This window comes from Janthinobacterium sp. LS2A (assembly GCF_036543145.1).
In the GTDB taxonomy this organism is placed as follows: domain Bacteria; phylum Pseudomonadota; class Gammaproteobacteria; order Burkholderiales; family Burkholderiaceae_D; genus Janthinobacterium; species Janthinobacterium aestuarii.
In genome coordinates, this window is the sequence record NZ_JAZHPB010000003.1 from 453,979 (window position 1) to 468,469 (window position 14,491).

Annotated in this window: 7 protein-coding genes; 2 read left to right on the top strand and 5 right to left on the bottom strand. The window is 60.0% G+C overall.

What is annotated here, in order from left to right; all coding sequences use genetic code 11:
* Positions 1–11 precede the first annotated feature (11 nt).
* A complete protein-coding gene (gap, locus tag V3C40_RS12200) occupies positions 12–1,022 on the bottom strand; it encodes a type I glyceraldehyde-3-phosphate dehydrogenase (RefSeq protein WP_046685413.1) in 1,011 nt (336 codons plus the stop codon).
* Between the two features lie 77 nt (positions 1,023–1,099).
* Positions 1,100–3,097, bottom strand: a complete 1,998-nt coding sequence (gene tkt / locus V3C40_RS12205; protein ID WP_331777558.1) for a transketolase — start codon at positions 3,095–3,097, stop codon at positions 1,100–1,102.
* Positions 3,098–3,293: 196 nt separating this feature from the next.
* Here tkt and V3C40_RS12210 point away from each other — a divergent pair, with 196 nt between their 5' ends.
* Complete coding sequence (locus V3C40_RS12210) at positions 3,294–4,019, top strand: 16S rRNA (uracil(1498)-N(3))-methyltransferase (protein WP_331777559.1); 726 nt, start codon at positions 3,294–3,296, stop codon at positions 4,017–4,019.
* A 127-nt stretch (positions 4,020–4,146) separates the two neighbouring features.
* Here V3C40_RS12210 and V3C40_RS12215 read toward each other — a convergent pair whose 3' ends face one another.
* Positions 4,147–7,143, bottom strand: a complete 2,997-nt coding sequence (locus tag V3C40_RS12215; RefSeq protein ID WP_051992113.1) for a TonB-dependent receptor — start codon at positions 7,141–7,143, stop codon at positions 4,147–4,149.
* 1,090 nt (positions 7,144–8,233) lie between these two features.
* Between V3C40_RS12215 and V3C40_RS12220 the strand changes: the two genes are divergently transcribed.
* A complete protein-coding gene (locus tag V3C40_RS12220) occupies positions 8,234–9,865 on the top strand; it encodes an NAD(P)/FAD-dependent oxidoreductase (RefSeq protein WP_331777560.1) in 1,632 nt (543 codons plus the stop codon).
* A gap of 79 nt (positions 9,866–9,944) precedes the next feature.
* On the opposite strand, the gene V3C40_RS12225 is transcribed toward V3C40_RS12220, so the two are convergent.
* Positions 9,945–12,761, bottom strand: a complete 2,817-nt coding sequence (locus V3C40_RS12225; RefSeq protein WP_331777561.1) for a TonB-dependent receptor plug domain-containing protein — start codon at positions 12,759–12,761, stop codon at positions 9,945–9,947.
* 304 nt (positions 12,762–13,065) lie between these two features.
* Positions 13,066–14,439, bottom strand: coding sequence for a GAF domain-containing sensor histidine kinase (locus V3C40_RS12230; protein ID WP_331777562.1), 1,374 nt, complete (start codon positions 14,437–14,439; stop codon positions 13,066–13,068).
* Positions 14,440–14,491: the final 52 nt, after the last annotated feature.

Here is a 14,491-nt window from a genome sequence, read left to right on the forward strand (position 1 = left end):
CGGTCAAAAAATTACTTTGCCGACATCAGTGCAACGGTGGTGTCGAGCATGCGGTTCGAGAAACCCCACTCATTGTCGTACCACGACGATACTTTCACCAGGCGGCCCGACACTTTGGTCAGGGTCGAATCGAAGTTCGACGAAGCCGGGTTGTGGTTGAAGTCGATCGAGACCAGCGGTTCGGTCTGGTACGTCAGGATGCCTTCCAGGGCGCCTTCCGAAGCGGACTTCATCAGCGCGTTGACTTCTTCCACGGTGGTGTCGCGCTTGGCGATGAACGACAGGTCGACCAGCGAAACGTTGATGGTCGGCACGCGGATGGCGAAGCCGTCCAGCTTGCCATTCAGCTCAGGCAGCACCAGGCCCACGGCGGCAGCGGCGCCCGTCTTGGTCGGGATCATGCTCATGGTGGCCGAACGGGCGCGGCGCAGGTCTTCATGCATCACGTCGGACAGCACCTGGTCGTTGGTGTAGGCGTGCACGGTGGTCATCAGGCCCGTTTCGATGCCGATGGCGTCGTTCAGCGGCTTGACCAGCGGTGCCAGGCAGTTGGTGGTGCACGAAGCGTTCGAGATGACGGTGTCGGTCGATTTCAGTACCGAGTGGTTCACGCCGAACACGACGGTCGCATCGACGTCCTTGCCGCCGGGTGCCGAAATGATGACTTTTTTCGCGCCGCCCTTCAAGTGAGCCGAAGCTTTCTCTTTGGTGGTGAAGAAGCCCGTGCATTCCAGCACGACGTCCACGCCCAGCTCGCCCCATGGGATTTCAGCAGGATTGCGCTGTGCGAATACGCGGATCGGATCGCCATTGACGATCATGTTGTCGCCTTCGACGGTGACCGTGCCCGGGAACTTGCCGTGCGCGGTGTCGTAGCGGGTCAGGTGGGCGTTCGATTTGGCATCGCCCAGGTCGTTGATGGCAACGATCTGGATATCCTGTTTCTTGCCGCCTTCGTAGAAAGCGCGCAACACATTACGGCCGATGCGGCCGTAGCCATTGATTGCAACTTTGATCGTCATACTCTGCTCCTGATTAAAAAAAAGGTATCAGCACAGCACCCCGGCCAGCAATGGCCAGGGTCTGCTCAAAATCAATATTAGCCAGCGATAACGGCTTTCACCTTGGCGATGACGTTCTCGACCGTGAAGCCGAAGTGCTTGAACAGCACGCCGGCCGGAGCCGATTCGCCAAACGTGTCGATACCGACCACGGCGCCTTCCAGGCCCACGTATTTGTACCAGAAGCTGGTCACGCCCGCTTCGATGGCCACGCGCGGCACGCCTTTCGTCAGCACGCTGGCCTTGTAGGCGGCGTCCTGGCGGTCGTACACGTCGGTCGACGGCATCGACACCACGCGTACGGCGATGCCTTCGGCGGCCAGCGCGCTGGCGGCGGCGACGGCCAGTTCCACTTCGGAACCGGTGGCGATCAGGATCGCCTTGGCGTCGGCCACGTCGTTCAGCACATAGCCACCGCGGTAGATGTTCTCGATCTGTTCGGCGCTACGTTCTTGATATGGCAGGTTCTGGCGCGAGAAGATCAGGGTCGACGGGCCATCCTTGCGGCGCACGGCGGCGCCCCAGGCAGCAGCCGACTCGACGGTGTCGCATGGACGCCAGTTGTCCAGGTTCGGGATCAAGCGCATCGACGAGACGTGCTCGACCGATTGGTGCGTCGGGCCGTCTTCGCCCAGGCCGATCGAATCGTGAGTGAACACGAAGATCGAACGCAGCTTCATCAGGGCGGCCATGCGCAGGGCATTGCGGCTGTAGTCGGAGAACGTCAGGAACGTGGCGCCGAACGGGATGTAGCCGCCGTGCAAGGTGATGCCGTTCATGATGGCGCTCATGCCGAATTCGCGCACGCCGTAGTTGATGTGGTTGCCAGGCTGGCCCGAACGCACGGCCACGCACTCTTTCCAGTTGGTCAGGTTCGAACCGGTCAGGTCGGCCGAGCCGCCCAGGAATTCCGGCAGGGACGAAGCCAGCGCCTGGATGGCGTTCTGGCTGGCCTTGCGGGTGGCGATGTTTTCTTTCTTTTCCACGCAGGAAGCGATGGCAGCCGACAGGGCCGTTTCAAATGCCTGTGGCAACTCGCCTTGCATGCGGCGGGTCAGTTCAGCGGCTTGCTGCGGGAATTCGCGGCTGTAGGCGGCAAAGCGCTCGTTCCAGTCCGCTTCCAGCAGGGCGCCCTGTTCCTTGGCATCCCAGGCCGCGTACACGTCGGCCGGCATCTCGAACGGAGCGGCATCCCAGCCGATGTATTCGCGCACGGCGGCGATTTCCTTGTCGCCCAGCGCGGCGCCGTGGACCTTGTCGCCGCCTTGCAGGTTCGGCGAACCCTTGCCGATGATGGTCTTGCAGCAGATCAGGGTTGGCTTCGATGCGGTCTTGGCGGCGGCGATGGCGGCAGCCACGGCGGCAACATCGTGGCCGTCGACGGCGCGGATGACGTTCCAGCCATACGCTTCGAAGCGCGCCGGGGTGTCGTCCGTGAACCAGCCTTCCACTTTGCCGTCGATGGAAATGCCGTTGTCGTCGTACAGGGCGATCAGCTTGTTCAGGCCCAGGGTGCCGGCCAGCGCGCACACTTCGTGCGAAATGCCTTCCATCAGGCAACCATCGCCGACGAAGGCGTAGGTGTAGTGGTTGACGATGTCGTGGCCGGGCTTGTTGAACTCAGCGGCCAGCAATTGTTCCGACAGCGCCATGCCGACGGCGTTGGCGATGCCCTGGCCCAGCGGGCCGGTGGTCGTTTCCACGCCTGGCGTGATATCGACTTCCGGGTGGCCCGGGGTTTTCGAATGCATCTGGCGGAAGGCCTTGATGTCATCCATCGACAGCTCGTAGCCCGTCAGGTGCAGCAGCGCGTAGTGCAGCATGGAGCCGTGACCGTTCGACAACAGGAAGCGGTCGCGGTTCTGCCATTTCGGGTTCGCGGGATTGTGGCGATAGTGACCACTCCACAGGGCAACTGCGATCTCGGCCATGCCCATCGGCATGCCTGGATGGCCGGAGTTGGCCTTTTGTACAGCGTCCATTGCCAGTGCGCGGATCGCATTGGCCATTTTGGTAGTCGGGAGCGTAGTTGTCATGATGGTGTGGGTCAGTCGCGAGTTTGGGATTCGTTTGCAACAGCACGGACAAGAAAGAACCCAGGCCGGCTGCTTTATGTAGTCAACTATTTTACCAGACTAGGGGGCCGCAAATTAGAATTGCGGCGTACTGGCCAGCCAAATGGCTATACTTTGACGTCTTTCCACCCCACATATACCCCCGTTGAGGATTTGCATGCCGCGTTTTTTCTGCCCCCAGCCGCTCGTTGCCGGCACCACCATCGCCCTGCCGGAGGCTGTCGCCCACCATATCCAGGTCGTGCGCCTGGCGCCGGGCGACGTCATCACCCTGTTCAATGGCGAAGGCGGAGAAGTGCAGGCGAGCCTGGTGGCGGTCGCCAAGCGCAGCGTAACGGCGCAAATCCAGGCGCACGTGGCGCGTGAAGCGGAACTGCCGTACGCCGTGACCCTGGCGCAGGCGCTGCCGGAAGCGTCGAAAATGGACTGGATCATCGAAAAAGCCATCGAACTGGGCGCGGCCGGCATCGTGCCGCTGTCGGCGCAGCGCTGCGTGGTACGCCTGTCCGCCGAGCGGGCCGAGAAAAAACTCGCGCATTGGCAAGCGATCGTCGTATCCGCATCGGAACAATGCGGACGCAACCGGCTGGCACAGCTGGCGCCATTGCAAGACTTCAATAGCTGGAGCAGCCAGCAAGATTTGCATAAACGCATCATCCTGACACCGCGCGCGCAGCAATCGCTGGCCGACTGGGCGCGTCACCAGCCGCCGCAAGCGATCACCGTGATGGTGGGGCCGGAAGGAGGGTTTTCGGAAGCGGAAGAAAAGGCAGCCCTGGCCGCCGGCGCCATCGGCTTGAGCATGGGGCCGCGCATCCTGCGCACGGAAACGGCGGGATTGACGGCGCTGGCGATGCTGAGTGCCTTGTGGGGCGGCATGTAAAACTGTGCCACCCAAGAAAACGCCCCGCAAGCTTTGCAGCTTGCGGGGCGCCAGAAACTTCTAGACTTGCCTGTACATCCCAGCCTACGCCAGCTGACCAAGGTCAGCCGGCGAAGGCGGAGTCACATCAGAACTTGTGGCTGTACTGAGCCGACAAGCGCACGGTGCGCGGGCTCGAATACGCATTGACCATGCCAGCGGTTGGGCTGACTGCAGTACCGGCGGCGCTGGTGTTGTAAGCCTCGTCGATCGATTGCGCCACTTGACGGTTGGTTGCGTTCAGCACGTCGACTTTCAGCACGATGCCCTTGATTTGCTCTGGCTTGTAGATGAAGTTCAAGTCCAGGCGCATTTCCGTTGGCAGCGTACCGTAAGCGCCGCGGCCGTTCGGGCCGGTTGGGCACAGGAAGAAGATCGAGCCGTATTGCGACAAGCCCAAGCCCTGTTGATCCATGGACGCTGGGATATTGCAAGTACGCGACATTGGACGGCCCGTTGCCACCAGCAAGTTGCCACCGACGCCGAACTGGCTCGTGAACTCATAGTAGCCGTAGGTTTTCAACTGATGCGCACGGTTGTTCGGCAACAAGCCGCTGCCGTTGACCATCGTTTCAGGGAAGTCCCAGCCCGAGCTGAAGCCCACGTCGGCCTGGCCGTTATCCGACTTGGTCTGGCCTTCCTGATTGCCTTCGCTGCGCGACCACGTGTAGTTCATCTTGCCATACCAGCCATTGCGCATCGGATGTTCGAGCATGAATTCCAGCGCCGTGTAGGTACGCTTGGCTTTTTCCGGGAAGCCTGCATCGGCAGCCGAAATCGTCACCGCGCGCTGTGCACCGTTTGGTCCCACTGGGATCATGAAGGTGTTGTCCTTGCCTGGATTGAACAGGGCGCCGTTCCAGCCATGATCGTCGAAGTACTCTTTTTCAGCGCCCGTCAGCTTGGCCGAGATGGCACGTGGATCCGAGTAGTCATCGATCGTGTTTTTCAGCTTACGGTAGGTAAACTTGATACCGCCGTTGAAATCAGGCGTCAGGGCCTTCTCGAAGCCCAGGTTGATCTCGTCCTGGAAGTGAGCCTTCAAGTTGGTCGCAGCCAATTCATTGGCGCGTTTTTCCTGGCCAAATTCATTGTTAGCCGACACGACATTGCTGATCGGGTTCAAGCCCAGCGGTGCGCCGGTGGTTGGGTTGACGCCGGTGTAGGTGTAGAAGCGGTCGGTGTTCAGCGAAGCGCCGGCAAAACGTACGGCCATGTTGGCAGGCAATTGCATGAAATAGCGGCCAGCCGTACCGAAGACTTTCAGGGAACCGTCGCCGTACACATTCCAGGCCGCATTCAAGCGCGGTGCCAGCATGTTTTTCTGTTCCACGAAGGTTTCGCCGATACCGTTCATGTTCTTGAACGACTCATTGCGCAAGCCCAGTGTCACGACCAGGTTTTCAGTGGCTTGATAACGGTCCTCGATGTACTGCGCCGATTGCTCGACGGTCGGAGTGGAGCCGCCGCGCTGCAGATTTTCACGCACGTAGTAACCTTGGGTACCATAACCGCCGCCAGCTGCCGGCGACATATTGTGGCCAGACAATACCGTGTTCGGATTGGTCTTCAGGTACGTCCAGGTACCGCCGCCAGCCGCTTCCGTGCCGTTCAGGGCATTGATCTTGTTGTGATCCAGACCGCCGCGTATCGTATGCTGCTTGGCCAGTTTGTATTCCAGATCCAGGCGATAGCCGCGGTTGGTATCTTGCGCACCATCACGCAACAGGGCCGAGCTGAAACCTTGCACCTGGCTAGGCTGGTAATTCACGCCTGGCACCTGGTTATCCGGGGAGGCAACGACAGGACGCAAGCCTGGAATGTAGCCAAACGGATTTTGCTCGCGTTGCGTCTTGGCCTGGCCGATCAGGGCTTGCACGGTCAGATCATCGGTCACATAGCTGGTCAGCTTGAGGATGTCGATGTTGGAGCCCTGGGCTGCCGCCAGCGCAGCGCCGGTGGCGTTCAGGAACAGCACACCTGCCGAATAGTTCTTGAATTTGGCGCCACCGTTCTGCACATAGCCGCGCTTCTTGGTGTCATAGTTGAAGCCGTAGTATTGATCGTTAACATTCGACTCGTCCGAAATATGCGTGTATTCGAGGCGGTTGTTGTCGGTGATATTCCAGTCGATCTTGGCGATATAGCGCGGCACCTCGGATTTTTGCACCAGCCAGCCGGTCTGGTTGTTCACGGTGCTGGTCGAGGCCAGGCGTGCCGTTTCGCGGTCCATCTTGGTAAATTCGCCACCCAGATAGATGAACAGCTTGTCCTTGATCAGCGGGCCGCTGACGTAGGCGTTGTAGACCTTCTCGGTCAGCTTGTCGCCTTCGCGGTAGTTGTAGATCTTGCCATCCGTTTTGGGATTGGCGCCCGTGTTCGGGAACATGATGTTCTTGGCTTTGCCGCGCAGCGAATCAGGCGCGTAGGTAAAGCCAGCACCGAATTCCCAGTTATTGGTACCGCTCTTGGTGGTGATATTGACCACGCCACCCGTCGAACGTCCAAACTCGGCGCCGTAGCCGCCGGTGATGATTTGCGCTTCAGCAATCGAGCCGAAAGGCAGGGAAGAGTAGCCAACCTGGTACAGGCTGTTGGTGACGGGGAAACCGTTGATATACGCCGCATTTTCCGACGCGCTGGAGCCGCCGAAGCTGGCGGCGTTGTTGCCGTAGCGCGAGTCGGCGCGCGTGGTGCCGCCTGCCAATTGCACAATGTTGGCAACCGTAGGCGCCAGTGGCAGGGTAGCCAGCTCGCGCGAATTGAAGGAGGAACCGGAGTTGGAGCTGGTGACATCGATCGCGCGGCGGCGGCTCGTCACGTTCACGGTTTGCACTTGCTGCAGCGCTACTTCGCTTTCCTGGCCGATGCGCACTTCCACGTCCTGCGTGCTGACGACGGAAGAACCTTTCAGCAGCGTTACCTTGTAGTTACCGACTGGCAGGGAGGTGATGCGGAAAGTACCGCTTGCATCGGGCGAAATGGTCCGCTTGAAACCATTGTCGGAACCGACGATCTGCACCGACGCGCTGGCATCCGGCGCAATCTTGCCGATGATGTTGCCCGTGGCATTCGACTGTGCCATTACCGCTGGAACAATCGCAACGCTCAATACCGATGCGCTGAAAGCGATCGTTAATGCACGTGCTATTACAGTTTTTCTCAACATGTCATTCCCTATTTATTTATGAGCGCAGTATTACTGCTTTGGTAAAGGAGTTTATCACTCACACTTATGCGTTTTTGAACGCTTTTTACTCTCATCACCTTGCAATCCCGTCACACAAGGCATCCTCTCGGTCCACTTTGCATATGCAAAGAAAACAGAATGACACATCGGAACATATTGAAACGGACTGGTCAATAAAATTAGGAAAACTGTTCTGTTGGCGCAACACTTCAATTTATCCAGGAAACAGGCGCGCGGAAACGCATCCAGGCTGAATGAAAACATTCGCGGACGATAATAAAACTTGCTTGGAATGCCTGCAAACAGTGGCTTTGCACCAATGGAATCAGAATACTGCAGGAAGAGTTGTTTCTAAAAGATGGATATAAAGAGCCCGCAAAATAAATGACGCACAAGACGAAATTATTTTACGGGACGAGGCCGAATATATTGCAGATCCATCCCGCAATAAATCAATCAGGTTTTTTCAGAATAGTTCTGTATAAAAAGAAATTCCTCGTCATCATCTTAAAATAAAAATCCCGCACTCCATTGAGGAAGTGGCAGCGACAAGAGACAACGCTGCTCATTTCCTTAAATGCGTGCGAAACAAAGATACGGAATTGCACCTGCGAGTAACAAAACACTATCAAATCACACGCAATGGCAAGGCGTCAACAAAATCAAGCGGCCACAACAAAAAAGCAACACAAATTTACCCGAAAAATTAGGTCCGGATTTGCGCGCCCCAACAAGGGGCGGCGGATGCACCAGCAGCGCACTGGTTTGCACCAGTTTGTGGCAGCCAGGAAACATCTCCAGATTCCATCACGGCACGGTGACGAGCATGCGCACAGAAGGCATGCCTGTCTTTTTCGTCCCCAAAAAAGTCCGGGGAAACGAGGCAGCGAGCATTGTGGAGGTAAAATAGCGGCCGGATGGCCTCACGCGTCACCACACACTCTCCGCTAGATACGGAGCCCGGCAATTTTTAAAAATACACACCATGTTGCGACTCAACGAAGTAAAACTCCCCCTCGAACACGACGAGGCGGCCCTGCCCGCCGCCATCCTGGCGCGCCTCGGCATTGCCGCCGATGAGCTGCTTGGCTTTACCGTCTTCAAGCGCAGCTATGACGCGCGCAAGCGCAGTGCCGTGGTGTTGATTTACTCGCTGCACGTGGATGTCAAGAATGAAGCGGCCGTGCTGGCGCGCCTGGGCCACGATATCCACCTGATGCCCGCGCCCGACACCGACTATAAATTCGTCGCCGGCGGCGAACAGCTGGCCGGCCACACCAATGAACCGCGCCCCATCGTCATCGGCACGGGCCCGTGCGGCCTGTTCGTGGCGCTGATCCTGGCGCAGATGGGTTTGCGCCCCCTCATCCTGGAACGGGGCAAGCAGGTGCGCGAGCGCACGGTCGACACCTTCGGCTTCTGGCGCAAGCGCGAGCTGAACCCGGAATCGAACGTGCAGTTCGGCGAAGGCGGCGCCGGCACCTTCTCGGACGGCAAGCTGTACAGCCAGATCAAGGATCCCAAGCATTATGGCCGCAAGGTGCTGACGGAATTCGTCAAGGCCGGCGCGCCCGAAGAAATCATGTATGTGAGCAAGCCGCACATCGGTACCTTCCGCCTGGTCAAGATGGTGGAAGAGATGCGCGCGAATATCGAACGGCTGGGCGGCGAATACCGCTTCAGCAGCAAGGTAGTCGATCTCGACATCGTGCCAGGCAGCGATGGCGGCCAGGTACGTGGCGTGGTGCTGGACAATGGCGAAACCATCGCCAGCAACCACGTCGTGCTGGCCATCGGCCACAGCGCGCGCGACACCTTTGAAATGCTGCACAAGCGCGGCGTGTACATCGAAGCGAAACCGTTCTCGATCGGTTTCCGCGTGGAACACCCGCAATCGCTGATCGACAGCTGCCGCTTCGGCCCCAGCGCCGGCCACCCGATCCTGGGCGCGGCCGACTACAAGCTCGTGCACCACGCCAGCAATGGCCGCTCCGTCTACAGCTTCTGCATGTGCCCGGGCGGCACGGTGGTGGCTGCCGCCTCGGAACCGGGCCGCCTGGTGACGAACGGCATGAGCCAGTACTCGCGCAACGAGCGCAACGCCAACAGCGCCATCGTCGTCGGCATCACGCCGGCCGACTACCCGGGCGACCCCTTGGCCGGCATCGCCCTGCAGCGCGAACTGGAAGAGCGCGCGTTTGCCCTCGGTGGCGGCAACTACGATGCTCCAGGACAATTGGTCGGCGACTTCGTGGCTGGCCGCGCCTCGACCGAGTTTGGCAGCGTGGTGCCGTCCTACAAGCCGGCCGTGCACCTGACGGACCTGGCGCCGTCCTTGCCCGAATATGCGATCACGGCCCTGCGTGAGGCCTTCCCGGCGTTCAACAAGCAGATCAAGGGTTACTACAAGGCCGATGCCGTGCTGACGGGCGTGGAAACGCGCACCTCGTCGCCGATCCGCATCAAGCGCCGCGACGACGACCTGCAAAGCCTGAACACGCGGGGCCTGTTCCCCGCCGGCGAAGGCGCCGGCTATGCGGGCGGCATCCTGTCGGCGGCCGTCGACGGCATCAAGGTAGCCGAAGCGGTGGCCCTGTCGATGGCGGCGCGCCGCTAGGCCTCGCCCTCCCCGCCCTGCGGCGGGACGAAAAAAAACCGGCACTCAGTGCCGGTTTTTTGTTGCCTGCGTACCTTGTTTAAAACTTGTACGAGGCATTCAGGTAGCCCGTACGGCCGCGCGGATCGTAATAGCGGTCGTCATAGCCGAATTGCTGGCCGCGGTTCGCGCCGGCCGTCGATGGCACGAATGGAGGGCTCTTGTCGGTCAGGTTCAGCATGCCGGCGGTCAGGACCCAGCTCTTGCTTGGGGTCCATACCGTTTGCCAGTCGAGGGTCGAATAGAAACCTACCTGCATGCGGATCTTTTCCTGGCCCGTCACGGCGCCCGACGCGTCCAGCACGTCGACCGACGTTTCCTGGTCCTTGTAGCCGGACAGGAAGTTGACGGTCAGCGAGTTGGACCAATTGCCCGTTTTCAGGGTATTCGTCCACTGGCCGCGCGTGCGGAACGTCACCGAGCCCAGATCGGCGAAGTTGCCCAGCGCCGAATAATACCTGCCATTGCGTTCCAGCTGCACGTCCTCGCGCAGCATCTGCGTCGCGTTCAGCTGCGACGTGAACAGGCCGATGCCGGAGCGGTAACGGGCGCTGACATCGATATCGACACCGGTGGCAAACGACTTGCCCAAGTTCTGGTTGTCAGCCAGGAAGGCCAGGTAGGTAGTCCCCGTGCCCACGTCCTTGTTGACGCCCCACGATTTCGGGAAGTTGGCCGGATTGGCAAATACCAGCTGTTCGGTCAGTTGGCCGAAGGAATCGCGGATCTGCACATGCCACAGGTCGGCGCCCAGGGTGATGGCGCTGATCGGCTCGTAACGGAAGCCGATGGTTGCCTGTTTCGATTTCTCAGGCTGCAATTCGCGGTTGCCGCCGGCCAGCTGGTCGTACTGGCGGTTGCCTGGCTGGCATTGCGCATTGAGACGCGTGGCGATCGCCTGCAAGGCTGGCGAGCACGTGTACTTGTCGCTGGTGACGCCGTAGCCGCGCTGCAAGGCGTTGACTTGTGGCACTGTCGGCGCATGGAAACCATTGCCGACCGAACCGCGGATCAGCAAGGTGGGTGCCGGCGTCCACTTGAAGCTGGCCTTGGCCGTGGTTGCACCACCAAAGTCCGAGAATTCATCGAAACGCAAGGCGGCGCCCAATTCCAGCTCTTTCAGCACAGGCGCGATGACTTCGCCAAAAATGCCCTTCGACGTACGGCTGGCGCTGTACGGCTGGCTGCTGGCCGCGTCGCCGAAACGCTGGTCGCATTCCAGCCCCGTCGTGCCGCCGCACAAGGTGCCCTTCACGGGATCGGCCAGGATGCCTTGCGCAAACGGACTTGGCTTGGCGGAGAATTCCTCGCGGTTGATGTTCACGCCCATGCCCAGCATCATTGCGCCGCCAGGCAGTCGCCGCAGTTCCGTCGAGCCATTCAGGTTAATCGTCTGCAGGCGCGAAGTGCCGCCGTCCCAGTAACCGGAGTACGCGGCCGACTTGATCGCTTCCTGTGCCGCAGGGGACTGCTTGCCCGGGCCGACGAAGGGATCGAGCAAGCCGCTCGACGTGAGGTTATTGACGGCAATGGCGCCAGGATAACCGGAAATACTGCCTTTTACGCGGCTTTCGGAGAAGTTATAGGCTGCGTTATAGTCCCAGCCGGCCAGAATGCCGCGCGTGCCGACCACCACACTGGCAAAATCTGCCGTATCTTTCGAGGTACGCTGGCCCATGTCGAACAAGCGGTAGAACGCCGTGCTATCGCCGGTGATACCCGCTGGCACCAAGTACTTGTCATGCAGCGGCGTGCCCGCATCGACGGCGATCGCGCCAGGTACGGGAGCGATGCGCGAAGTCTGCTTGGTGCGTGACAGCAATACGTCCGCATACACTTCCTGGCCGGCGAGCTTGAAGGTGCCCGACGCCATGAAGTTGTCGCGTTTGCGTTCCGGATAGATTTCCAGGTCCTTGGTAAAGTCATAGCCGCAATAGTCATCGACCAGGCCGCTGCCATCGTTATACGGTTCGATCACGCGGAACGTCTTTTCCGGGCAGGAACCGTTGGCCTTCTGGTAAGGGCTGATCAGCTGGCCATTGTCATCGGTGGCATTGGCAGGAATCGGGCTGGCCGAAAACTGCTGCTTCTGATAGCGCTTGCCATTGGCCGAGAATTGCACCTTGCCCGTGTTAGCGAACTTACGGTCGACGGAAGCGAGCTTGTCGCGCTCATCGTGGCCAAAGGTCAGCACCACGTTGTAGCCATCTTCGTCCAGATTGCCAAAGCCCTTGGTGGCGCTGAGGCGTTTTTCACGCGCACCGTTTTTGGGTGCGGAATAGCCGATGGTCACATCACCGATCGTCGTATCGTGCTTGGTAATGAAGTTGACCACGCCGGCGATGGCATCGGCACCGTACAGGGCGGAAGCGCCATCGGTCAGCAGTTCCACGCGTTCAATTGCCGAGATAGGGATCGAGTTCAAGTCGAAGCCAGCGGCGAAACCCGTCAGCGTCTGGCCGCCGAACTGGGCCAGGCGTTTACCGTTCAGCAAGACGAGCGTACGCGTCTCACCCACGTTATGCACGGAAATACCGGAAAAACCGAAGGTGCTGCCGCCAACCGAGGAGCTTTCACTGGTGGCGCCCTGGGCGGAAGAGAGTTTCTTGACCAAATCGGTGACCGAGGTGGCGCCCGATGTGCGGATGGCTTCAGCGGTCAGGACGGTGACCGGCAAAGCGCCTTCGGCGGCGATCCGTTTGATCGACGAGCCGGTGACTTCAACGCGCTGGATTTGCGCATCGGCGCCCTGCGCATCTTGTGCAATCGCGGACTGCGAAACAACTGACATGGCGGCAACTACACCACCGGCGCAGACGATGCGAACTGCACGAGAGATGACGGTTTCTTTAAGCATGGTGAACCCTTTTTTTCATTTGTACGGTTATATATGACTCCGGATTTGCTACCCGGATTGCACTCGTTCATCTAAAGGAAACGTCTCGCACGGCACCTGATCAGACACCGTGAAGTTCGCTGGGACACTTGTACAGAAATGGCACTAGGAGACTAAAAGTCAACTAGACAACTACATAGAATCACGGCAAGAATATGAGTGTCAACAGAACTCAGCATGCGTATGGCGTACATACAACATGTGAAAAACGGAGGCGGCTTGGGATAGGACGGCCCCTCCCCGCTAGACGGGAGGCCGCGCGGTGTCAGTTGGCCAGCGGCAGCCTGATTTGTATATGACAGCCGGGAGTGCAGTCGATGGCGCACACCTGGCCGCCCAGTTGCTGCACGATGGTGTAGACGATGTGCATGCCCAGGCCGGAGCCGCCCTGGCCACGCTTGGTGGTGAAAAACGGTTCAAACATGTGTTCGCGCACGGCCGGCGCCAGGCCGATGCCGTCGTCGGAAAAGTCCAGCAGCAGCCAGCGTGCAGCCGCGTCATCGCCGTCCGTTTCGATGCGCGCGCGTATCGTGATGCGGCCCGGACCGCCCTGCGGATAGCCGTGGCGGGCGCTGTTCATTAAGAGGTTCGAAAGGATTTGCGACAGCTTGCCGGCCGCCAGGCGCACCTGGCAATCGGGGGCGATATCGAGTTCCACGCCCAGCGCCGCCTTGCGCAGTTCCGGGCTGTGCGCCGACACCAGGCCGTGCACATAGTCGTGCAGCGCCAGGTCGGCCACGTATTCGCTGACCTGGTCCACGGCCAGCTGCTTGAAATTGCCGATCAGGTCGGCGGCGCGCGCCAGGTTGCGCTCGATCAGGGCGGCCGCGCCTTTCAGGGATTCGGCAATGTCGATCAGTTCAGCGCGGCTGACCTTGGCGCCGCCCAGCAGTTGCACCAGCTGGTCGGCATAGCTACCCATGCTCGACGCCGCCGTCAGCGCCACGCCGATTGGCGTGTTGACTTCATGCGAGACACCGGCCACAAGCGAACCGAGGGCCGCCATCTGTTCCTGCTCGATCAGGTTCGCCTGCGCCGCCACCAGCGACTCGGTGCGCACGCGCACGATTTCTTCCAGCTGCTGGGTGCGCTCCTGGTGCTGCAGCTCGGCCGCGCCGCGCGCCGAGAAGATCGACAGCAGCAGCAAGGCCAGCAAGCGCTTGTTTTCATCGATGGGACGCGTGTCGATGGCCGACAGGATGCCCAGGGTCTTGCCATCGGTATCGATCAGCGGCATGCCGACATAGCTTTCCGCATGCATGTCGACCAGGAGGGTATCAAGTGGAAAGCGACGCTGGATATCGCTGCCGTGAAAACACATGCTCTGGCAGGTCACGTCCTGGCAAGGCGTGTGCTGCAGGCTGTATTCGATATTCGGCTGATAGTCGCCGCCGCCCCACAGGGCCAGGGTGCGGATGCCTTCGCTGCCATCGTCCATGCGCACCAGCCGACCGGCGATCACATAGTGCACGTCGAGCGCTTCGGCCAGATCCTTGACGAGGATACGCAGGAAATCGTCGCCACGGGCATGCGCCGTCGACGCGGTGATCGAGCGCAGGGCCGCCTCCGCCAGGGTGCGCCGCTGCTCGGGATCGAACAGGGGTTCTTGCGAATTCACATCAAACAACGGAATACTCATGAATGCTCCTGCGCAGCACGGAAAGCGCAGGCAAAGCTGCCGGCGCGGCGAT